Source organism: Ignavibacteriota bacterium (assembly GCA_016212665.1).
In the GTDB taxonomy this organism is placed as follows: Bacteria; Bacteroidota; Ignavibacteria; order UBA10030; family SZUA-254; genus FW602-bin19.
Genome location: JACREZ010000041.1, coordinates 1 through 24,179 on the forward strand (window position 1 = coordinate 1; position 24,179 = coordinate 24,179).

Here is a 24,179-nt window from a genome sequence, read left to right on the forward strand (position 1 = left end):
ACATGGACGGAGACGGTGTAAAAGACGAGGGAGATAATGGTGTGAGCGGTTGGAAGATTTATATTGGCGGAGACCGGGTTGATTCGACGACAACAGATGCGAACGGAAATTATTCGTTCGTGAATCTTGCGCAAGGGAATTACACCATCACGGAAGAAATGCAGAGTGGCTGGTTATTGACAGCGCCTGTCGGTGGAACGTACAGCGAGACAATTGCAACAAGTGGCACAAACCTGAGTGGAAAGAACTTCGGGAACTTCGAGAAGGTGAGCATCAGCGGGATGAAGTTCAATGATATGGATGGCGACGGAACAAAAGATGCTGGAGACCTCGGACTTTCCGGCTGGAAGATTTATCTGACCGGTTCAGCAACAGATTCGGTGACGACCGATGCGAACGGAAATTATTCATTTGCCAACTTAGGACCCGGCACGTATTCGTTGAGTGAGGGGGTGCAAGCGGGTTGGGTGCAGACAACAGCAAATCCATCGGCAATCACAACATCAAGCGGTACGGATGTTAGCGGACAGAATTTTGGAAACTTTGAGAAAGTCTCTATCAGCGGGATGAAGTTCAATGACTTGGACGGAGACGGAACGAAAGATGCGGAAGATACCGGACTTTCAGGTTGGAAGATTTTTCTGAATGGTTCAGCGACCGATTCAGCGACGACGGATGCGAATGGAAATTATTCGTTTGTTGGAATGGGACCCGGCACGTACAGTTTGAGTGAAGAATCACAGAATGGCTGGGTGCAGACAACAAGTAATCCATCCGCGATAACGACATCAAGCGGCACGGATGTGAACGGACAGAACTTCGGGAACTTTGAAAAGGTCAGCATCAGCGGGATGAAGTTCAATGACATGGATGGTGATGGAACAAAAGATGCGGAAGACCCCGGACTTTCCGGTTGGAAGATTTATCTGACTGGTTCAGCGACTGATTCCGCGACGACAGATGTTGATGGAAATTATTCGTTCACCAACTTGGGACCCGGCACGTACTTGTTGAGTGAGGGGGTGCAAGCGGGTTGGGTGCAAACCACTGCAAATCCGTCATCAATTACCACCTCAAGTGGGACGGATGTGAGCGGACAGAACTTTGGTAACTTCCAACTTGCTTTCGTCAGCGGAATAAAATTCTCAGACGCGAACGGTAACGGCGTGAAAGATGCGTTGGAGAGCGGTTTGGAAGGTTGGATTATCTTCCTTGATGCGAATGATAATTCACTCTTTGAGAGTGGAGAACGTCATGATACGACTGACAGCAATGGTAATTATCAAATAGGAAATTTATTTACCGGAACGTACAAAGTCCGTGAAGCGAACCAAGCAGGATGGACACAGACGACTCCGAATCCGTCGGATGTGGTTGTCACAACAAGCGGGCAAACATTTACGGGAATTGAGTTCGGGAATTTCCGTCAGGCAATTATCAGTGGTGTCAAATATGAAGACATGAACGGTGATGGAATTCGGCAAGCCGAAAGTGAACCGGTATTGAGCGGGTGGGAAATAACCGCCTCGAAAGATCTCGCAGTAAAGAAGGATACGACTGACGCGAACGGATTCTATGAATTTGCGTTTGCATCGGATGAGAGCGGCACGTGGAATATCGGAGAAACGGCTCAGGAAAATTACACGCAGACTGAACCGGCGAGCGGAACGTATTCAATTGAAATTACTTCCGGTGTTCAATCAACAGGAAATAATTTCGGAAACTTCTTCCGTTCTAAAGTATCGGGTTATAAATTTGATGATACAAATGGCAACGGCATCTGGGACGATGGTGAAACGACACTTTCCGGTTGGGAGATTGTTGCTTCAAAAGGATTGTCAACAAAGAACGATACGACGGATGAACTTGGTTACTATGAATTTTCATTCGATGCAGTTGATGCAGGCATGTGGACTGTTTCTGAATCCAATCAGGCAGGTTGGGTACAGACACTTCCGGGTAATAACGGAAGTTATTCACTCAACATCGTTTCCCATGTTGATACACAAAACGTAAACTTTGGAAATTTCCAGGCAGCGAGCATTTCCGGTTATAAATATTATGACCGGAACGGCAACGGTGTTTGGGACCAACCGCAGGAAAGCGGTTTGGAAGGATGGGAAATCATCGCGACGAAGAATGAAGCAGTGAAGAAAGAGACGACCGATGCGAACGGTTATTATCAATTCGTCTTTACAACTTCGGAGATTGGCGATTGGGTGATTTCTGAAACCGTTCAGTATGGTTGGTTTGAAACTCAGCCGCAATTTCCCGGAACGTACACTGTGACGGTTTTTTCCGGTACGAATTCAACCGGGAAGAATTTCGGCAACTTCAAACAGCCAAAAGTCAGCGGTGTGAAATTCAATGACCTGAATGGAAATGGCGCACGCGATGCCGGTGAGCCGGGATTGGTTGGCTGGTTGATTCTTGCTTCGCGTGATATCTATTCTGTCGAAGCGGTAACATCTGAATCGGGATATTATGAATTGCTCTTCGGTCCGGGTCAGTTGGGATTGTGGACAATCGGTGAAGTGATGGAAATCGGATGGGAACAAACCTATCCTCCGTCCGTTACCTATTCACAATATGTTGACATTGATACGAACGCACAGAACAAGGATTTCGGAAACTTCAAGAATCCTTCAATTTCCGGTTATAAGTTCAACGACTTCGATGCTGATGGAACTCAGGATGCAGAAGATGTCGGAATGATGAACTGGGTTGTTCGTGCAACGAAAGGACTTGATGTCCGTTACGATACAACCGATGAAAGCGGATATTATCAATTCACTTTCACAATCTCCGATATCGGTCAATGGCTGATTGAGGAGCAATCGCAAACGGGTTGGACGCAGACTGCCCCGACGGGTGGGGTCTATACAATACAAATTCTGTCAGCGATTGATTCGATAAATGTTAATTTTGGAAACTTCCAAAATGTGAACATCAGCGGAGTGAAGTATAAGGATACAGCGGGTGATTCATCAGTCGTTAATGATACTCCGTTAAGCGAATGGACAATTAAATTATTTAAGAATGCTCAACTTGTCGGAAGAACAAGCACGTCGGGAAGTGGTGATTTCTCCTTCTCAAATATTTCTCCCGGAACGTACATTCTTCAGGAAAGTTTGAAGACGAACTGGGCGCAAACATATCCGCAGGTTGCGAATTCTGTTTCTCCCGCTTCTGATGTGAATGCCGGACCCCGTGCGTATCAAATTATTGTTGGTAGTGCAGGTGTGCAATCCGGTGGCAGTTCGACGAATAATGATTTCGGGAACTTCGAGATGGGAACAATCAGCGGAATCAAGTATAATGATTTGTTTGAAGACAGCGCGACCGTCGGTGATTCTGTACTGCAAGGTTGGAGAATTAAATTGTTCAAGAACGGACAATTACAGTCGAGCCAAACAACCGCCTCGAATGGTTCTTATCTGTTCACAAACTTGCTTGCCGGAACATATATCGTACAGGAAAGTTTGAAAGCGGGATGGATTCAAACATATCCGCGTGTTACAAATTCTGTTGCGCCGGTTTCGGAAATGAATGCAGGACCGAGGGCGTACTCGGTCAGCATTGTCTCAGGTACTAATGCAATAGGGAAAGACTTTGCAAACTTCAAACTTGGAACAATTAGTGGCGTCAAGTATGAAGATATGACTGGCGATTCGACATACAACGCGGGTGACAGAACGCTTTCCAATTGGCTTATCAAATTGGAAAAGAATAACACTGTCGTTGATAGTATGTTTACCGATGAGGCGGGCGAGTATTCGTTTGTCGGATTGGTTGCCGGAACATATACCGTGAGAGAAGTACAGCAAGCAGGATGGACGTTCACGCAACCATCGAGCGGTTCTTATACATATCTTGTTACTTCGGGAATGGACCTCGTGAATGTGAATTTCGGGAACTTCAAGTTCGGTTCAATCAGCGGACTAAAGTTCTACGATTACGACAGTTCAGGAGCGAAAGGAAGCGGCGAAATTGGTTTGCGGAACTTTACCATTCTCCTTGTGGATCAAAACGAAAATGTTGTTGATACTGCCAAGACGACAACATATGGCACGTACTTCTTCGATTCTGTGTTTGCCGGGAACTACAAAGTTCAGGAAGCGGCAAAGAATATGTTCACGAAGACGTATCCGGATAGTTATTATTCGGTCTCGATGACGAGCGGACTCGATACTTCCGGTTTGGATTTCGGTAATGCGTACGATGGCGATACGGTGAAAATGCGAACGTTCTTAGTGGATGATTACAACAGCAACAAAGGACGTTTCAAAGGGTTGCGTGATACGATATTTTCGAAAATACTTGATAAAGGTCGTTTACTTGTAGGTGTTCCAATGCCTGATAGCGCCGATTTCTATGGATGGTTGCGTTCACCTCTATCGAGATACCATTCAGCATCCACTCGATTCTGGTCGTTTAATACATCTATTATCAGGAATTACCTTTTAGATAGAAATAAACCTGTCAACAGGAGAAGAAAAGATTGGAAGAGATATGTTCCAGGACCGTTAACCTTCACCGGCGAAGGCTCGACAGTAACGTACTTCGGGAACTTCGGGAACGCACTCTCTGCAGAGATGACGGCTGCGAAAACAAACATTGCGGCAAGCGATAGCGGCATTATTCCGGGTGGGTTTGGCGACCTGCTCTATAACAATGATTCTGCTGATGTGATGAACCGTGCAGATACTCTGTTCAAACATTGGTCTGTCAGAGAAATTCTCACGTTTGCCGATTCCGTGTTAACATTGAGCCGGCGTATTCACTTGAACGGAGATACGACATTCCGTTGGCCCTCGTATTATTATGAACTCCTCTATCGAACCATCAGCAAGATTGATAGTGCTTTCTATAAAAAATCTTCGTTGTTGTTGAATGAATTGGATACCATTCACATACAAAATCCGAAGTACCCGACGAATCCGTCGAAATATCTTATCGTAATTAAGGGTGTGAAGGGTGTGAAGCGGTTGCGTGATGTGAAGTTCCTCTATCGTGACCCGAACAAACTACCGTTGCTCAGGCAAAAACGGGATTACATTATTTCACTTGGTGAAGTTCCGCTTGAATATTCTCTCTCGCAGAACTATCCAAATCCGTTCAACCCGGCAACGAATATTCAGTTTGCACTGCCTGAACCTTCGGTCGTAACGCTGAAGATTTACAATATTCTCGGACAGGAAATCACGACACTCTTCAATCACGAAGCGCTTGATATTGGAAACCATGTTGTCGAGTTTAGCGGCAACGACCTGCCTTCGGGTGTGTATTTCTATCGCCTGAAAGTAGAGAGTGTAAACGAACTTGGACAAACATCGGAAGTGTTCACGGATGTGAAGAAGATGTTGATGATTAAGTGACGCAGTCACTAAATCAGAAATCCCCACAAAGGCGGGGTTGAACCTTAAGTGATTTGTGAAGGATAACCGGAATCAACTCGCTCCAATAAATTTGTTTGATGGAGTTGAATCTGGAGAGTTACTTGTCAATTAATGAAAGAGCGAAGTGTTGTACTTCGCTCTTTTTTATTCACTATCTCACTCATGACACCCCTTGTTTTGTTTCTTCTCAACTCTGAAAGGACAGACTATGGAATTGATGTATTATCTGTTAATTACATAGAAAATGTATATTTCATCTGGCATAATAGTTGACAAATTCAGAGCGGGAACAATCAAAAAAAATGTTATGAATGTAGGAATCCTCAAAGAAAACCCATCGTTTGAACGCCGTGTTGCACTGACACCTGCGGGTGTACAATCGCTTGTTAGTAATGGTCACGCTGTGTATATCGAAAAGAATGCGGGCGATGCATCACACTTTGCCGACGAAAAATATGAAAAAGTCGGAGCGAAGATAGTTTATACGAGCGATGAAATTTTTGGTCGCTCGGATATCATTCTTAAAATTTCTCCGCCGAACGAAAACGATTGCGAGCGATTGGAAGAAGACCAAACGCTTCTCTCGTTCCTACACCTGCCGATTGCAAAACAGCGAGTCATCGAGTTGCTTCTTGAAAAAAAAATATGCGCGGTCGGGTATGAACTGATTGAAGATGCGAACGGAGATTTACCCATTCTCCAGGTGATGAGTGAGATTGCGGGACAAATGTCAATTCAAATTGCCGCACGATTTTTGGAAAGTACGAATTACGGACGCGGGATTGTTCTCGGCGGCATTACCGGAATACCCCCTGCGACGGTTGTCATTCTCGGCGCGGGAACTGTCGGTGCGGCGGCAACGCGTGTCGCGCTTGGTGTCGGTGCCGAAGTAATTGTGCTTGATAAAGAGTTGAGCAGATTACGAACTCTGGAAAATCGTTTCAATCATCGTGCTGTAACGGCACTGATGAATGAATATAATCTTCAGAAGGCGTTGCCGTTTGCCGATGTTGTTATTGGTGCGGTATTGATTAAAGGAGAGCGCGCACCGCATCTTGTTACTTCGGAAATGGTTCAGCAGATGAAGCCGGGTTCGATTATTCTCGATATTTCCATTGACCAAGGAGGTTGCGTTGCAACAAGCAGACCGACTTCGTTGGAGAACCCGGTGTATGTCACTCATAATGTCATTCATTACTGTGTTCCGAATATTCCGGCAAACGTAGCACGAACAGCAACCAATGGTTTAACGAATGCGATGCTTCCGTATTTATTGGAGATTACGGGAAAGGGTTTGCATCAAGCCATTGCAGAAAATAAAGGATTAGCGCACGGCGTCTCCACGTTTCAGGGAAAATGTACAAGTGAATCAATTGCAAAACGATTTGAGTTAACAGCAGTTGATGTTGAAGAATTAGTCAAATGAAAAATCAGAATATCAAATTTCAAAATCCTAAACAAATCCTAAATACGAATTTTCAAATGTTGCTTATGAAATTTTGTTTAGCAATTCGGGATTCGAATTCCCGCCTGCTGCGGGCAGGTGTTTAGAATTTCGAAATTAGAATTTAGGATTTATTAATAGGGATACATTGCTGAGTTAAAAAATATATTATGAATTGGTTAGGACGTTATAAATCGAAATTGAGAACTGCTGATGAAGCAGTAAGAGTAATACAGTCGGGGCAACGAGTGTATGTGCATCCGGGCTGCGCAATGCCCGAAGTGTTGGTTGAGGCGATGTGTGGAAGACACAACGAACTCGAAGATGTTGAAGTCATTCACCTGCTCACGGTCGGAAAGACCGGTTATTCAAATCCCGAAATGGAAGGACATTTCCGGCACAATGCGTTGTTCATCGGGAAGAATATGCGCGAAGCGGTGAACGATGGTCGGGCGGATTTCACACCGATTTTTCTTTCGGAAATTCCCGGATTGTTTTATCGAGGTATCCTCCCGATTGATGTTGCGCTTATTCATGTTTCGCCGCCGGATGAACATGGCTTTTGCAGTTTCGGCGTTGGAGTAGAGTGTACGAAGCCCGCGACGGAAGTGGCGAAAGTCATTATCGCTCAGGTCAATCCGCAAATGCCGCGAACGTTGGGTGATTGTTTCATTCATATTGATAAGTTCACGTACGCGGTTGAAGCGGATGTTCCGTTGAAAGAATTGCCTCAGGTTGATAAAGATACATCACCGGAAGAAGCCACGGTGTATGAAAAAATCGGAAAGAATATTGCCGATTTGATTGAAGACGGTTCGACGTTGCAGTTGGGAATCGGCGCAATTCCCGATGCGGTGCTGAGATTCCTTCACGGCAAACGGGACCTCGGAATGCACACGGAAATGTTTGCCGACGGCGTCATCAAATTAGTGGAAGAAGGAATTTTGACGAACGAAAAGAAGACACTCCATCCCGGAAAAATTATTGCTTCGTTTGTTCTCGCATCGAAACCGTTATTCAATTTTATTAACAATAATCCTATTATCGAGTTCCATCCATCGCACTACACGAATGACCCGTTCATCATCTCACGAAATGATAAAATGGTTGCCATCAACTCAGCGATTGAAGTTGACTTGACCGGGCAAGTTTGTGCTGATTCTATCGGCAGATATTTTTACAGCGGTTTCGGTGGTCAGGTTGATTTTATCCGGGGCGCATCGCGTAGCAAAGAGGGGAAACCGATTATCGCTTTGCCTGCGACCGCAAAGAAAGGAAATCTCTCTCGCATCGTTCCCGTACTTGCAGAAGGCGCAGGAGTGACAACCTCGAAAGGCGATGTCCACTTTGTCGTGACGGAATACGGCGTTGCCGATTTGTACGGCAAAACTATCCGGCAAAGAATGAGAGCATTGATTGACATCGCTCATCCGGATTTCCGCGAAGAACTCGAACGTTATGGAATCGAAAATAAGTTTATGCCGATGAACGGCAATGGAAGAGTATATTCTCGCTCACTCGCTGAAGCGAATCCCTGACTCAGAAACAATTCATTGGAATCATCATGGAAACAACAGAATCCTGCAAGCAATGTGAAAAAATTGAACTGAAGATTGAGACAAACAAAGCAATCTCCAAGCCGCTTGATTTGCCAAACACGTACAATACAAAATCGAAGAAGTATGTTTGGAAGCATACGGATTTGATGGCGTATGCTCTTATCCCGCGCACGATGAACAACCATTCGGCGGAAGTGGACCTGTATTTGTGTATTGATGAGGATGTGCTTGATGATATTGATGTGTATGGTTTCGCAACGAAATTTCTCAATGACCAAATTCTTCCGAAGTGGAAAAATGTGAAAAATGTTCAGTTGGTGGAACCATTGCTTTCATCCGCAGAGGAGCTTCTGTGTTGGAAATATCGTCATGAGTCGTTGAGCGAGGAAACCGGAATGATGTCTCCGATGCAAGAATAATTTATTTGCCTTATACTGAAGAATAAAAATTTAGGAATACAACAATGATACGGAAACAAGAAGCGCTTGATTATCACATGCAGGGAAGACATGGAAAGATAGAAGTAATTTCATCAAAGCCCTGTCAAACCCAACGGGACCTCTCGCTCGCGTACACTCCGGGTGTTGCCGAGCCATGTTTAGAAATAGAAAAGAATCCTGATGATGCGTACCTCTACACATCGAAAGGCAATCTCGTAGCAGTTGTTTCAAACGGAACAGCAGTGCTGGGCTTGGGCGATATCGGGGCGCTTGCCGGCAAGCCGGTGATGGAAGGGAAGGGCGTTCTCTTCAAACGCTTTGCCGATATTGATGTGTTCGATATTGAGTTGAACACGCACAATGCCGATGAAATCATCAGAACTGTGCAGTTGCTGGAGCCGACATTCGGCGGTATTAACCTCGAAGATATTAAAGCGCCGGAGTGTTTCTACATCGAAGAAGAATTGAAACGTACGATGAACATTCCCGTCTTCCACGATGACCAGCACGGAACGGCAATCATCAGCGGAGCGGCATTATTGAACGCGTTGGAAATTGTCGGCAAAAGCATTTCGGAAGTGAAAGTTGTGTTCAGCGGCGCGGGCGCGGCGGGAATTGCGTGTGCGAAGTTTTATGAACGGCTCGGCGTCCGCAAAGAAAATATTCTTCTTGTTGATACAAAAGGAATTGTCTTCAAAGGAAGAACGGAAGGAATGAACCCGTACAAAGAATACTTCGCAGCGGAAACAGAAAAGCGAACGCTCGTCGAAGCAATGAACGGAGCGGATGTCTTCTGCGGCGTTTCCATCAAGGATATTGTCACGAAGGAAATGGTGAAGTCCATGGCAGACAACCCGATTGTGTTTGCAATGGCAAATCCGGATCCGGAAATAACATACCCCGACGCGTGCGATGCGCGTGATGATATTATTATGGCGACCGGTCGTTCCGATTATCCGAATCAGGTGAACAACGTGCTTGGGTTCCCGTTCATTTTCCGCGGAGCGCTGGATGTTCGCGCAACAGCAATCAACGATGAAATGAAAATTGCCGCGGCGATGGCGCTTGCCAAACTCGCGAAAGAAGATGTTCCCGATTCTGTTATCCGTGCGTACGGCGGAAAGAAAATTGAATTCAATCGCGAGTATATTATTCCGAAACCGTTCGACCCGCGCGTATTATTGTGGGAAGCGGTAGCCGTTGCAAAATCGGCAATCGAATCGGGTGTCGCCCGGCGACCGATTAAGGATTTTGAAGCGTACCGCGATTCGTTGGAAGCGCGCCTCGGCAAACATCGCGAGGTGATGCGGTTCTTCATTCACAAAGCGCAGAGCGAACCGAAACGCATTGTGTTCCCAGAAGGCGAGGAAGAGAAAATACTTCGCGCCGCTCAGATTATTGTAGATGAAAATATTGCGACGCCGATTCTGCTCGGAAGCCGTACGCTCATTCATCAGCGAATCAACGATTTGGGATTGAGTCTTGATGGTATTGAAATCATCAATCCGTCTAAATCTGAAAAGTTGGATTCTTACATAACTTCTTATTATAATGCACGGCAACGAAAAGGGGTCACGCGTTCCGATGCCGAACGACAGGTGAAGACGCACAATATCTTCGGAATGTTGATGGTAGAACGTGGTGATGCCGACGGGTTAATTTCTGGTTTAACGCAGCATTATCCCGACACGGTTCGCCCCGCGTTGCAAATCATCGGCAAGAAGGAAAGCGTTGATACGATTGCGGGCTTATATATGCTCGTGTTCAAGAATCAAACTATTTTTATTGCTGATGCAACAGTGAACATTGAGCCGACAGCAGAGCAACTTGCAGAGATTGCACTTCTGACGGCTGAGAAAGTCCGTCAATTCAGTATTGAGCCGCGTATCGCCATGCTCTCGTTTAGTAATTTCGGTAGCACAAAACATCCGTTGGTCGAAAAAGTCCAAAAGGCTGTAAAACTCGTCAGGCAAAAAGCCCCCGATGTAATGATTGATGGTGAGATGCAGGCAGATTCTGCCGTTGTTCCTGAAATAATACATGAATTATATCCGTTCAGCAATCTGAAGAGCGGAGCAAATGTGTTGATTTTCCCTGACTTGACGTCTGCGAATGTTGCGTACAAGTTACTTTCACGACTTGGTGGCGCAACAGCCATCGGACCGATGCTGATGGGGATTAAAAAGCCCGTGTATCTTCTTGTGCCCGGGAACGATGTGAGTGACATTGTGAACATCACCGCTATGGCAGTGTTTGAAGCCCAGCATCTTGTTCCGCAGGTTCGCATTACACCAAAAGTTTTTGAACCGGTACCGGTTCTTTAAAAAAGTTCTTTTTTCAATTATGAAACCCAAAAATATGATCATCAAAGTTGCCGGTTTGCCGGGAATTAAGACCCAGCAAACACTCATGAACACAGAAGAAGCCGTCGCTCAGTTTCCGACCGAAGCCGAGGTCGAGTGGATTAGTGATATTTACAAAATCGCCCGGCTTGGTACGGTAAAAACTCCATCACTGTTTATCAATGATGAGTTGAAGACGAGCGGCAGAATTCCCAGCGTTCATGAAGTAAAAGTTTGGCTCGAAGAAGCGCGAAAAAATTAACAGTCGTTCTTCTTTTGTGAGGTATCAATTCTAACAAGGAGACTGCTTTTCTTTAATTTTGGAGAAAAGTAGTTTCCTCTTTTCGTTTCCGTTCGATAGAACGTCTTGGTAAAATAATTAAAATTGACAGATATTTTTTTCATTTATGAAATGATAAAGATTGTTTTCTTATCATAAATGAGATAAAAATGTCTTTAATTTCATACATACCCATTAAAAAATATTAAAAAACAGGGAAATGATTTTCCTGCTCAATGGCATAATGATTGAATAGGACAATAATATCTAAAATGACTTTTATTCGTGCCAGTATTATTTTCTAAATCATGCGAGTATGCTTTTCAGGCAGTACTTTACCTCGCCAAGACAAAGAACGGGAAACCGATTCATTTGCTTGATGTCGCATCTTCGCTTCGCATTCCATATCATTTTCTTAGCAAAGTGCTTCAAGTGCTGGCCCGGCATGAAATAGTTGCATCGTATAAAGGACAGAACGGCGGGTTTGACCTTGGACGAAATGCCACGCAAATCAAGTTGATTGATATCGTTCGTGCAATAGACGGAGAAGCATTTCTCAGTCATTGCGTAATGGGATTTCCGAGTTGCGGTGATGAGAAACCTTGTCCCGTTCATACCGATTGGAAAGATGCAAAGGGAATTATTTTCAAAATGTTAAATGAGAAAACCATCGAAGACCTCAGCAAACACATTGACGATAAATTGAGCGTGTTAGAGGCGATGAATCAAATACAAGCGACAGAAATTGCTTCGGTAAACTGAATATGAGAAATGCTATGAGACATTTTTTTTGTTTGAAACAAATAACGGTAGTCATTCTCCTTGTTATTGGAATTACGTCACTTACCATCGCACAGGAGACTGCAGATTACTTCAAACAGAATTGTATGAGTTGCCACACCATCGGCGGCGGACGATTGACGGGACCTGATTTGAAAAATGTACAGGAACGGAAAGACCGCGCATGGCTCGTCAAGTTTATGATGGACCCGAAAGGAATGATTGAGGCAGGCGACCCGTACGCTCTGCAATTGCAGAAAGATTCACGTGGCGCAATCATGGCAACGGTTGTCGGGATGAACAAAGCCCGCGCAGAGGCATTGCTTGATTTAATTATCGCCGAATCGAAATTGGAAAAATCGCAGTTTGCCGGAATGCAATTGAGCGACAGACCTTTCAACCAAAACGATATTGAAACAGGACATCAGATTTTTCTCGGGACGATTGCTCTCAAGAACGGCGGACCGGCGTGCATTTCCTGCCACAGCGTGAATGGCATCGGCGGACTCGGAGGCGGATTACTTGCACCGGAATTAACAACCGTCTTTGAACGATATGAAGGACGGAAAACACTTGCAACATGGCTTTCCGCTCCCGCAACTCCAACCATGCAATCAGTATTCAAAAAACAAGCGCTCGACCCTGAAGAAGTTCTTGCACTCACAGCGTACTTTCAACACACGTTGCAACGTGCACCGGAAGACCCCGCGACAGCGAGATTGAATTTTGTTCTGTTCGGGCTTGGCGGAGCGATATTAATGCTTGCTGTTTTTGATGTCGTGTGGAACAAACGTTTCCGCGCAGTAAGACGACCATTAGTTGAAAAACGTAAATCGGAGATTATCCATGAATAAAACCGGAATCATCCCCTGGATTAAAGATGAAGAAGACCCAAAACTTCGGAGTTGGGAAGAATTTTACCGCAATCGCTGGCAACACGATAAAGTCGTTCGCAGTACGCACGGCGTAAACTGCACGGGTAGTTGCACGTGGATGATTCATGTGAAAGACGGAATCGTTACGTGGGAAATGCAGGGACTCGATTACCCGTTGCTCGAAAAAAGTTTGCCGCCGTACGAACCACGCGGCTGTCAACGAGGGATTTCATACTCGTGGTATTTGTACAGCCCGTTGCGAGTGAAGTATCCGTATATTCGCGGCGCATTGGTTGACCTCTGGAGAAAAGCACGTGCCGAATACGAAGACCCGGTAGATGCGTGGAAGTCGTTGGTCAATAATCCCGAAGCGCGGCAACGTTGGCATCGTGCACGGGGCAAAGGCGGATTCCGTCGCACAAGTTGGAATGAAGTGTTGGAAATTATGGCGGCAGCGAACATCCACACAATCAAGTCGCACGGACCCGACCGGATTGCCGGGTTCTCTCCGATTCCCGCGATGTCAATGGTTAGTTATGCCGCAGGCGCGCGCTTGATGCAATTGATGGGCGGAATCTCTCTTTCATTTTATGATTGGTACTGCGATTTGCCATCCGCTTCGCCCGAAACGTGGGGCGAACAGACTGACGTGAACGAGTCTGCCGATTGGTACAACGCGAAACTTCTTGCCGTTATGGGTGCGAACCTGAACATGACGAGAACGCCTGATGTACACTTCGCCGCAGAAGCGCGGCACAACGGAACAAAGATGTATGTCTTCGCTCCCGATTTCAATCAAGTAGCAAAGTACGCCGACCATTGGATTTCTGTCAACGCGGGACAGGACGGCGCATGGTGGATGGCTGTGAATCATGTTTTGTTGAAAGAATTCCATCACGAAAAGCAAGTTCCCTACTTCATTGATTACACAAAGAAATTCACAGACGCTCCGTTTCTTGTTGAACTGAAGGAAGACGGCGCATCATTCGAGGCGGGACAATTACTTCGCGCGAATCGTTTGCAAAAATATTCTGCTATCGAGAATGGCGAGTGGAAATTCCTCATGTGGGATGAAACAGCATCTCAGCCGAAAATGCCGATGGGAAGCGTTGGCGACAGATGGGGAACCGCAAAAGGAAAATGGAACCTCATTCTCAAGGACGGACAGGACGGAACAGACATCGCACCGAAAATTACATTCCTCAATTCGGGTGATGGTGTTGTGAAAGTTCGCTTCGATAATTTTGCGGAAGGAACATCACTTGTCCGTGAAGTGCCTGTGAAGAAAATTCAAACAGCAGACGGAAAGACTATTACTGTCGCAACAGTGTATGATTTGTTGATGGCACAGTACGGTGTTTCCCGCGGGCTCAAAGGTGACTACCCGAAAGATTTTGATGATGAAAATTCTCCGTACACGCCTGCATGGTCGGAGAAGTACACAGGCATCGGGCGGAAAGATTTGTTACAGTTTGCACGTGAGTGGGGTTCAACCGCGCAACACACGAACGGCAAATGCACGATAATCATTGGTGCAGGAATCAATCACTGGTATCATGCAAACCTGATGTACCGGGCGGGAATTCATGCGCTCATGTTCTGCGGTTGCGTTGGCGTGAACGGCGGCGGACTTGCTCACTATGTCGGTCAGGAAAAATTAGCGCCGGGCGAACCGTGGGGTGCGATTGCGTTCGCGAAAGATTGGTATCCGGCATCGCGTCAACAGAACGCTCCGAGTTGGCATTACGTCAACACCGACCAATGGCGCTACGAAAAAGACTTTACCGATTATCACACGGTTCCACAGAAGCAACCGAAAGATTCGCTCGCTCACGGGCACACGATGGATGTACAGGTGAAGGCAGTGCGAAACGGCTGGCTTCCGTTTTATCCTCAGTTCAATAAAAATTCAATTGATTTGATTAAAGAGGCAGAAGCGGCTGGCGCGAAAACGAACGAAGAAATTATTAAGTATGCAGTCGAACAACTCAAATCGAAGGAGTTAAAATTTTCGGTTGAAGACCCGGACGCGCAGGAGAACTGGCCCCGTGTTTGGTACATCTGGCGCGGGAACGCGCTGATGTCGAGCGCGAAGGGACATGAGTATTTCCTCAAACATTATCTCGGAACGCATACCAACACAATTTCTGAAGACATGGCAAAAGACCATGTGAAAGAAGTTGTCTGGCATGAAGTCGCCCCGCAGGGGAAAATGGATTTAGTGGTTGACCTCAACTTCCGCATGGATACGTCGGCATTGTATTCCGACATTGTGCTTCCGGCGGCGACGTGGTACGAGAAAGCAGATTTGAATTCAACCGACATGCACTCGTTCATTCATCCGCTTTCTGCCGCAGTTCCTCCGTGTTGGGAATCGAAAAGCGACTGGGATATTTTCAAAGCAATTGCCAAGAAGTTTTCTGAACTGGCGAAGAAACATTTCCCTGAACCGGTAAAAGATTTAGTCGCAACACCGCTCGCACATGATTCTGCCGCGGAGATTGCTCAGCCATCTATCAAGAATTGGATTGATGGAGAAATCGAAGCGACACCCGGAAAGACGATGCCCGGCTTTGCCATTATGAACAGAGATTACAAGAATGTGTTTCATCAATATATATCCTTCGGTCCGATGGCGCGCCAAAACGGACTTGGCGCGCACGGGACGAAGTATGCGATTGATGATTTCTACGACCAAATGCTTATCACGCATCCGACTGTCGAGTTTGACGGAAAAAAATATCCTTCATTGAAAGATGATGTTCATGTGTGTGACACGATTCTCCTTCTGGCAACGGTAACGAACGGTGAACTCGCGTATCGCTCATACAAAAATATGGAAGAGAAAACCGGGTTGCCGCTTGTTCAACTTGCAGAAAAGAATCGTGGTACAAGAACATCATACAAGGAATTACAAAGTAAGCCGACTCGATTGTTGAATAGTCCGATGTGGTCGGGCTTGGCGGAAGATGGTCGAGCATATTCGCCGTTCACCTACAATAAAGAAGCATTGGTTCCGTGGCGAACATTGACGGGACGTCAGCATTTTTACCTTGACCATCCCGGATATATTATGTTCGGTGAACATCTTCCGACGTACAAACCGAAACCGCTTCCTACACAGTACGCAGACTTGCGGTTCAGCAAAGAAGTCGGGAAGACGATGATGCTCAATTACCTAACGCCGCACGGCAAGTGGCACATCCACTCGACCTACGGCGACAACCAACGCATGACAACACTTTCCCGCGGAGTCGAACCGTTCTGGATGAACGACAAAGATGCGGAAGAACTCGGCATCTTCGATAACGATTGGGTAGAAGTGCATAACGACCACGGAGTTGTGGTTACTCGTGCGGCAGTCAGTGCGAGAATTCCACGCGGCATTTGCATCATCTATCACTCGCCGGAGCGAACGTACTCAGTCCCGAAATCGCCTCTGAGAAATAACAAGCGAGCAGGCGGACATAACTCGCTTACCCGGACACGTCTAAAACCAAACCTCATGATTGGCGGCTACGGACAGTTTACGTTCCACTTTAATTATTGGGGACCGATTGGATGTAACCGTGATACACATGTGTTGGTAAGAAAATGCCCGGAGTTGATATGGTAACTCATTCAATTTGCATTATTGGAATCGGAACATCATCAGGAGTTATGGAGTGTTGGAGTTATGGAGTCATAGCAACTCACAACTCACCACTCACGACTCACCAATCACGAATTCTAAAACGAGAAACTTTATGAACGTACGCTCTCAAGTATCAATGGTGTTTCACTTAGACAAGTGCATCGGCTGTCATACGTGCAGTATCGCATGTAAGAATATCTGGACGGACAGGCGCGGCGCAGAGTATATGTGGTGGAACAATGTCGAAACGAAACCGGGAACCGGTTATCCGACGCAATGGGAAAATCAGGAAAAGTACCGAGGCGGTTGGGAAAAGGACGGAACTCGGTTGCGATTGAAATCAACAAGCAAGTCGCGGGTGATTACGGAAATTTTCCACAACCCGTCTCAGCCGAGTATGGATGATTACTATGAGCCGTGGACATACAAGTATTCTGACTTGTTCAACGCGCCGGAAGGTTCTGACCAACCGACTGCTCGCCCGATTTCTATGGTGACCGGCGAGTACATGAATGTCGAAGCGGGACCGAATTGGGACGATGACCTCGGCGGTTCTCCTGTGTACGCAGAGAACGACCCGAACCTGAAAGGTCTGACTGAAGAACAACGTCAACAATTGTTTGCCATCGAACGACTTGTCTTTTTTTACTTTCCAAGAATTTGCAATCACTGTTTGAATCCCGGTTGCGTAGCGGCGTGTCCTTCGGGTGCGCTCTACAAACGGGGCGAGGATGGCATTGTATTGATTGACCAAAAACGATGTCGCGGCTGGCGTTCGTGCATCGCCGCATGTCCGTACAAGAAAACATTTTACAACTGGTCAACAGGAAAATCGGAGAAATGCATTCTCTGTTTCCCGCGACTCGAAACCGGTCAGGCACCTGCATGTTTCCATTCCTGTGTTGGTCGTATTCGTTACCTCGGAGTTCTTTTGTATGATGCTGACCGACTCGAAGAAGTTGCAAAACTTCCCGATGACCAATTGGTTGAGGGACAACGCTCGCTCATACTCAACCCGAACGACCCGGCAGTAATTGATGCCGCGTTGCGAAATGGAATTCATGAATCAGTAATTGAGTTCGCACAGAAATCTCCGGTCTATAAATTTGTAAAAGAGTGGAAGATTGCTCTTCCGCCGCACATCGAATTCCGCACGTTGCCGATGTTGTTCTATGTTCCTCCGATGTCGCCCGTGATGGCAAGTCAGAACGAGGACACCGTGCATAGTGTTTCGGATAATTTCTTCCACGATATCGAACAATCACGCGTGCCTCTTGAATTTCTTGCAAACATCTTTGGCGCGGGACATCAGGCAAAAGTTGTCTATGCTCTGAAGAAACAGAAAGCAGTTCGCATGTATCGCCGTACAGTAACCGTCGGTGATATTGATATGAAAACTGCTGAGAAAATTTTGCACGAAGCAGAATGTAGCGTTGAAGAAGCCGAAGGAATTTACAAACTCACTTCGCTTTGCACATTCGATGACAGGTTTGTCATTCCGCCGATGCACCGCGAAGAAGCAATCGAAATGATGAAAGAACCGCACGAACACAGAAGCGAAACCGGCTTCGGATTCGTGCAAGCGCCGGAGCGAGGACTCTAATGAACGAGCGTGTTCAGATGTACGATTGGTTCGCGAGGATGCTCTCGTATCCTAACGATATGCGATATGGGATATGGGATATTGGACTTGAGATAGATAATTTACATCTCACATCACATATCTCACATCACCTCGACAAGTTCAAGAAAGGTGTAGAAGGATTGACTGTTGAAGAATTGGAAGAACTCTACACGCGCACGTTCGATATCAACCCGATTGCAAATCTGGAAATCGGTTGGCATTTGTATGGCGAGCAATATGAACGTGGAGAGTTTCTCGTTATGATGCGTTCGGTATTGCGTGAACATGCCGTCGAAGAATCATCCGAATTGCCCGACCATCTTACGCACATTCTTCTTGCGCTCGGCAGAATGAAAAAAGAAGAAGCCGACGCGTTTGCAGTGAAGTATATTTCTCCATCAATTGAAAAAATCGTCGAGGCGTTTGGCGAGACGGATAATCCGTACGTCCACTTGCTTCATGCAATAAAAAGTTTTCTCGAACAACAACATCAGTTCAACACATCGAAGTATCAACCGGAAGTTGTAGCCCATGAGTAGTTCAAGTCCGTTTTTTCTTGACCAAGTTCTCTTTATCGTCCTGCCGTATCTGGCATTCGCGTTGTTTCTTCTTGTTTCCATCAGAAGATACATTCGCGAATCATTTACGTTTTCAAGTTTGTCTTCTCAGTTTCTTGAGAATCAACATCATTTCTGGGGACTCGTTCCGTTTCATTACGGAATTATCTTCGTTCTCACCGGTCACTTCGTCGGGTTCCTGATTCCGCGGGAAGTGTTGTGGTGGAACAGCGTTCCGCTTCGCTTGTATGTACTGGAAATTTCAGCGTTCATTTTCGGATTGCTGACGTTGGTTGGACTCATCAGTGTTGTTGTACGAAGACATTCCGTTCCGAAAATGAAAATGGTAACAAGCGCAGCAGATTGGGTTCTCTTTGGCATTTTTATTTATCAGGTTGTGACGGGATTGTACACAGCAATTTTTCATAGTTGGGGCTCATCATGGTTTGCTGCAACAGCTGCACCGTACCTTTGGTCGTTGTTGATGTTGAATCCGGATATTTCTTTTATCACCGCGATGCCATGGATGGTAAAACTTCACATCATCGGTGCATACGTGATGATTGCGTTCTTTCCGTTCACGCGATTAGTACACGCGCTCGTTGTTCCGAATCCGTATCTCTGGCGCAAGCCGCAGGTTGTGCGTTGGTACGGAAAATGGGTTGAAGCGAGACAACTCCGTTGATTATTTTTTTCGTTTGGTAACTTTCTAACAAAAAGACAATGGTAAAAATTAAAGAATTTTTGAAGTCAGGACATCCGCCGACGCTCTTCTCGGCGTTCCTGTATTTTGATTTTTGTTTTGCCATCTGGGTGTTGAACGGTGCAATGGCGCCGTTCATCAGTGAGCAATTCAATTTATCTCCCGCAGAAAAAGGATTCATGATTTCCGTTCCGATTATCGCTGGCGCAGTGATGCGATTTCCTCTCGGTGTTCTTGCGCAATACATCGGAAGAAAAAATGCCGCGCTGGTTGAAATGAGCATGATATTTTTTGCCATGCTGTACGGCTACTTTATGGTGGAAACGTACAACGATGTTCTCATCATGGGCGTTTTGCTCGGTATTGCCGGAGCGAGTTTCGGAGTTGCTCTTTCGCTTGGTTCGGGATGGTTTCCTCCCAAGTACAAAGGGTTGGCGATGGGAATTGCCGGAGCGGGAAACAGCGGTACCGTTCTTGCCGTGTTGTTGGCTCCTCCGCTTGCAACTGCGTATGGCTGGCAGACGGTCTATGGATTCGGTGCGTTGTTCATGCTTTTCCCGATTATCGTGATGATTATTTTTGCAAAAGAACCGCCGGACCGAGAACATCAAACATTGAAAGAACATGTGAAGTGTTTGTGGGATAAAGATGGTTGGGTGTTCAATCTCGTGTACATTGTTACGTTCGGTGGATTTATCGGACTAAGTAATTTTCTTCCGACATATTTTCATGACCAATTCGGCGTGACGAAAGTTGAAGCAGGACAGTTGACAATGTTTGCCGCGCTGATGGGAAGCGGCATCAGGGTTCTCGGCGGACACATCGCAGACAGAATGGGCGGGATTACAACCCTGACACACGTTATCGGTATTGTTATTTTTATGATGGTAATAACCGGATTTCAATCAAATGTCTGGGCAACAACAATTTTCTTTATGATTTGTTTCGCGATGTTGGGCGCCGGAAACGGAGCGTTGTTCCAACTCGTACCGTTGCGATGGCCCACCACTACGGCGGTTGCCGGAAGTATGATTGGAGAAATCGGTGCGCTCGGTGGAAGTTTTCTTCCCAACGCGATGGGACTTTCAAAACAATATTCCGGAACATTTATCTGGGGATTTGTCGCATTCAGTTCTATAGCGCTGATTGCATTTATCGTCATGCGCGTTGCTCAACGCAAATGGACTAAGACGTGGGTTGATAAAGGAGGAAAAGCAAGAACAAAACCGCCGACGGAAGTAGTCGGTGTCGCGGCGGATGGAACGAGTGGCACAAAGTTTCTGAAAACATTAATTTATCCTGTCGGAAATTCTCAACTTGCAGAAAAGGCAACACAGGTTGCAGGCAATCTTTGCAAAGTTTCGGGAGCCAAACTTGTTTTATTATATGTTGAAAACAGATGGCACGGCTCGGAAACAATTCTCACAAACTCAAAGGAGTGGGACCAAATTCGCGATAACTGGGTGAACGAAGGAAAGAAAATCCTGGAAAAAGAATCACAACGGTTACAGGCGATGAATGTTCCGAATATTGAAATGGAAATCCGTCACGGCGATGTTGCTCAGGAAATTGTCGAGGCGGCGAATGAACGGAAAGCAGAAATGATTATCCTTGCAAGTCACAACATGTCGCCGATGGGGAGTTTATTAATGGGCAGCAGAACGTACGATGTGTTCAAAAAAGCTTCCTGCCCGATTCTCAGAATAGTACGATAACATAGAAAGAAACAGTATGGCAACATGGTTAGAACGTTGGGACCCCGAAGATACTAAACTCTGGGAATCGGAAGGAAAAAAGATAGCGTGGAGAACGTTGTGGATTACCACAATCACGCTGACGCTTTCCTTTGCAACGTGGTTTATGGTGAGCGCAATTGTAACAAAACTTCCCGGCATCGGATTTAAGTTTGATACACAACAACTCTTCTGGCTTGCAGCGATGCCCGGTCTTGCCGGAGGAACGCTTCGTATCATTCACACATTTCTCCTCCCGATTTACGGAACGAGACATGTCATCACAATCGCTACGTTGATAAAATTAATTCCTTGTGTCGGAATTGGTCTTGCTGTGATGGATCCATCTACGCCGTACTGGGTATTCATGGTTCTTGCAATAACGGCGGGATTCGGCGGTGGAGATTTTTCCTCGTACATGCCGAGCACAAATTTATTTTTCCCGAAACGGTTGAAAGGAACCGCGCTTGGAATTCAGGCAGGTATTGGAAACTTCGGTGTGTCGCTCGCGCAATTTATGACACCGGTAATGCTTGGTATAGCAACCTACGGCGCGGCGGAAGTCTTCACAAAAGTCAATCCTAAAACGAAAGAGGTTCTCGGAACATCAGAAATATTTCTTCAGAGCGCGGCGTTCTGGTACATTCCGTTGCTGCTTATTATGACGGTTGTTTGCTGGTGGTTCCTCCGAAGTGTTCCAATCAAAGCGTCATTCAAAGAACAACTTGATATTTTTAAGAACAAGCATACATGGTTCTGCACTATTACATACATGATGACCTTTGGAACTTTTTCCGGTCTTTCCGCCGCGTTCCCGATGATGATAAAAAGTTTGTACGGAAACTTTCCTGACGCCCCCGAACCTTTGAAGTATGCGTTTTATGGACCGCTTATTGGCTCAGCAAGCCGTGTTATTTTCGGGTTTGTCTCAGATAAAACAGGCGGTGGAATTCTCACTACCATCACCGGCATCGGGCTCATTCTCGGTTCAATTTTGATGATAACGCTGGGACTCGTCGCTCCGACAGGTGTCGAACAATTTCCGATGTTTGTTACCATCATGCTCGGAATGTTTTTCTTCGCGGGAATCGGAAACGCAGCAACGTTTCGACAATACCCGATTATTTTCTCGCACAACCCGCGGCAAGCGGCAGGTGTGATTGGATGGACGTCAGCCATTGCGGCGTACGGACCGTTCATCTTTTCGTCGGTCATCGGCGCGATTATCGGGGCGACCGGTGTTGCTACAAATTTTTATTGGGGATTGATTGTGTTCCTCGTGTTCGCCACGTGGATAAACTGGTGGTATTATAACCGCAAAGGATGCGAGAAACCGAGTTAAGGAACTTTCGATGAGCGGTCGTGTTTTGACAATAATACTTTTTGTAGCATTGCTGATGAGCATGGTAATTTTTCTCGGTTCGTACGCGAACAATTATATGATGCCGGGAAATCATCAGGGCTACGAACCGGTGCAACCGATAGCATATTCGCATCGTTTGCACGCAGGAGAACTTGGGATTGCGTGCTTGCATTGCCATACTGCGGCTGAGCAGGGAAAGCATGCAGGTATTCCTTCGACAAATGTTTGCATGAATTGTCACAAGTTTGTTAGCGCTCCCTGGGTTGATGTCAAAGCCGAAAACGATTTGGCGGATAAAGAGAAACGAAAACCGAATCTTGTTGTCTCTTCCGAAATCAGAAAGATTTACAACGCGATGGCGTTAACCGATGAAGCAAAACCGGATTCTACAAAATCTACCTCACCGGTTGTCTGGAAGAAAGTTCACAACTTGCCCGACTTTGTTTATTTCAATCACAGCGTCCACGTAAGCGCAGGAGTTGATTGTCAGAAATGCCATGGTGCAGTTGAAACGATGGAACGAGTTCGTCAGGTTTCCGATTTGTCCATGGGTTGGTGCGTGAACTGCCACCGCGATGCAAATGCAAACGGTATCAATGGAAAGTCTGTACACGCATCAACTGATTGTAGCGCGTGTCATTATTAGTGAGTAGTGAATTGTCAGTGGTGAGTAGTTATTTCAATATGATAGTGGAAGTGAACGTTAAGAATTGTCGAACGCTTTCAACCGGAGCCAAATTCAAATCGCTTTCACGAACATCCGTATCGGATTTGAAATGGAAGTGATGAGGAAATGAACGTAAATGTTTCCACGGAGAATGTGGTGCGTTATCATAGCGATAGATTGAACCATCAACATGTCGCCGCTCCCAATGATGAGCATAGCGTCCGTTTACTTGTTCGGACCACCAAAAGTCAATGTATGACTCATCAATCAGAACTACTCGAAGTTTGTGTTCTTTGATGGAAACAACTCGAATGATTTCGGGAAATTCAGTTGTGGCAATAACTGACAACTCAATTAAATCAGTGATTGCCATTCAATTGGTTGAGCCAATGTTTGATGTCGGAAATACGAGAACTCAAAAAATCAGCATGTTGAAAATCAGACAACAAAGCCGACTCGCGTTCAGGATGTGCAATCAGTAGTTTATCAAATTCTTCAAAGGAATGAACCCGATGCTGCGCGAGAAGAGATTGAAATTCGGAGTTGAGCAATGCAAGTTGGTCAAGCAAAAATGCTTTCAATCCTTGTTCGACTAAAGCATCCGAACTCAACGAAAAAGATTGTGCAACTGTATTTAGTAATTGATTAGACATAGAATATCACCGGAAGAATATAATAAGGACTGAGTAGAATATCAATTAGTGTGTAGTGAATCGTGAATAGTAATTATTCGACTATGCAATCATTAAAAGGCACAAATCACGAATCACTAATTAACA

The 24,179-nt window shown here is 45.8% G+C and carries 17 protein-coding genes; 15 read left to right on the forward strand and 2 right to left on the reverse strand.

Annotated features, from left to right (window positions below):
- The 15 genes from HY960_14800 to HY960_14870 form a co-directional block, all read left to right on the forward strand.
- The coding region (locus HY960_14800; protein ID MBI5217021.1) for a T9SS type A sorting domain-containing protein at positions 1-5,378 on the forward strand (5,378 nt) is incomplete at its 5' end.
- A 328-nt stretch (positions 5,379-5,706) separates the two neighbouring features.
- Complete coding sequence (gene ald, locus HY960_14805) at positions 5,707-6,825, forward strand: alanine dehydrogenase (protein MBI5217022.1); 1,119 nt, start codon at positions 5,707-5,709, stop codon at positions 6,823-6,825.
- 188 nt (positions 6,826-7,013) lie between these two features.
- On the forward strand, positions 7,014-8,381 hold the full coding sequence (locus HY960_14810) for an acetyl-CoA hydrolase/transferase family protein (GenBank protein MBI5217023.1): 1,368 nt from the start codon (positions 7,014-7,016) through the stop codon (positions 8,379-8,381).
- Positions 8,382-8,407: 26 nt separating this feature from the next.
- Positions 8,408-8,821 (forward strand): hypothetical protein, encoded by a 414-nt coding sequence (locus HY960_14815; protein ID MBI5217024.1) that lies wholly within the window; start codon positions 8,408-8,410, stop codon positions 8,819-8,821.
- Positions 8,822-8,865: 44 nt separating this feature from the next.
- Positions 8,866-11,166, forward strand: coding sequence for an NADP-dependent malic enzyme (locus tag HY960_14820; protein ID MBI5217025.1), 2,301 nt, complete (start codon positions 8,866-8,868; stop codon positions 11,164-11,166).
- 19 nt (positions 11,167-11,185) lie between these two features.
- Positions 11,186-11,446: a thioredoxin family protein gene (locus HY960_14825; protein MBI5217026.1), complete on the forward strand. Its 261-nt coding sequence runs from the start codon at positions 11,186-11,188 to the stop codon at positions 11,444-11,446.
- A gap of 303 nt (positions 11,447-11,749) precedes the next feature.
- A complete protein-coding gene (locus HY960_14830; protein MBI5217027.1) occupies positions 11,750-12,226 on the forward strand; it encodes an Rrf2 family transcriptional regulator in 477 nt (158 codons plus the stop codon).
- A gap of 14 nt (positions 12,227-12,240) precedes the next feature.
- Complete coding sequence (locus tag HY960_14835; GenBank protein MBI5217028.1) at positions 12,241-13,098, forward strand: c-type cytochrome; 858 nt, start codon at positions 12,241-12,243, stop codon at positions 13,096-13,098.
- Positions 13,091-16,735 (forward strand): nitrate reductase subunit alpha, encoded by a 3,645-nt coding sequence (locus tag HY960_14840; protein ID MBI5217029.1) that lies wholly within the window; start codon positions 13,091-13,093, stop codon positions 16,733-16,735. The genes HY960_14835 and HY960_14840 overlap by 8 nt, the downstream gene beginning before the upstream one ends.
- Positions 16,736-16,865: 130 nt before the next feature.
- Positions 16,866-18,356 (forward strand): nitrate reductase subunit beta, encoded by a 1,491-nt coding sequence (gene narH / locus HY960_14845; GenBank protein MBI5217030.1) that lies wholly within the window; start codon positions 16,866-16,868, stop codon positions 18,354-18,356.
- Entirely contained in the window at positions 18,356-18,916 is a 561-nt protein-coding gene (locus tag HY960_14850) for a molecular chaperone TorD family protein (protein MBI5217031.1), read from the forward strand. Before narH ends, HY960_14850 begins: the two co-directional genes overlap by 1 nt.
- The gene (narI, locus tag HY960_14855) at positions 18,909-19,619 is read left to right on the forward strand and encodes a respiratory nitrate reductase subunit gamma (GenBank protein ID MBI5217032.1); all 711 of its coding nucleotides are present in this window, start codon (positions 18,909-18,911) and stop codon (positions 19,617-19,619) included. Before HY960_14850 ends, narI begins: the two co-directional genes overlap by 8 nt.
- A 38-nt stretch (positions 19,620-19,657) precedes the next feature.
- Positions 19,658-21,352: an MFS transporter gene (locus HY960_14860; protein ID MBI5217033.1), complete on the forward strand. Its 1,695-nt coding sequence runs from the start codon at positions 19,658-19,660 to the stop codon at positions 21,350-21,352.
- A gap of 16 nt (positions 21,353-21,368) precedes the next feature.
- A complete protein-coding gene (locus tag HY960_14865) occupies positions 21,369-22,712 on the forward strand; it encodes an MFS transporter (protein ID MBI5217034.1) in 1,344 nt (447 codons plus the stop codon).
- 10 nt (positions 22,713-22,722) lie between these two features.
- Positions 22,723-23,379, forward strand: a complete 657-nt coding sequence (locus HY960_14870) for a hypothetical protein (GenBank protein MBI5217035.1) — start codon at positions 22,723-22,725, stop codon at positions 23,377-23,379.
- A 28-nt stretch (positions 23,380-23,407) separates the two neighbouring features.
- Here the strand turns inward: HY960_14870 and HY960_14875 are convergent, their stop codons facing one another.
- Positions 23,408-23,773 (reverse strand): hypothetical protein, encoded by a 366-nt coding sequence (locus HY960_14875; GenBank protein ID MBI5217036.1) that lies wholly within the window; start codon positions 23,771-23,773, stop codon positions 23,408-23,410.
- Entirely contained in the window at positions 23,760-24,053 is a 294-nt protein-coding gene (locus tag HY960_14880) for a hypothetical protein (protein MBI5217037.1), read from the reverse strand. Before HY960_14880 ends, HY960_14875 begins: the two co-directional genes overlap by 14 nt.
- Between the last annotated feature and the right edge of the window lie 126 nt (positions 24,054-24,179).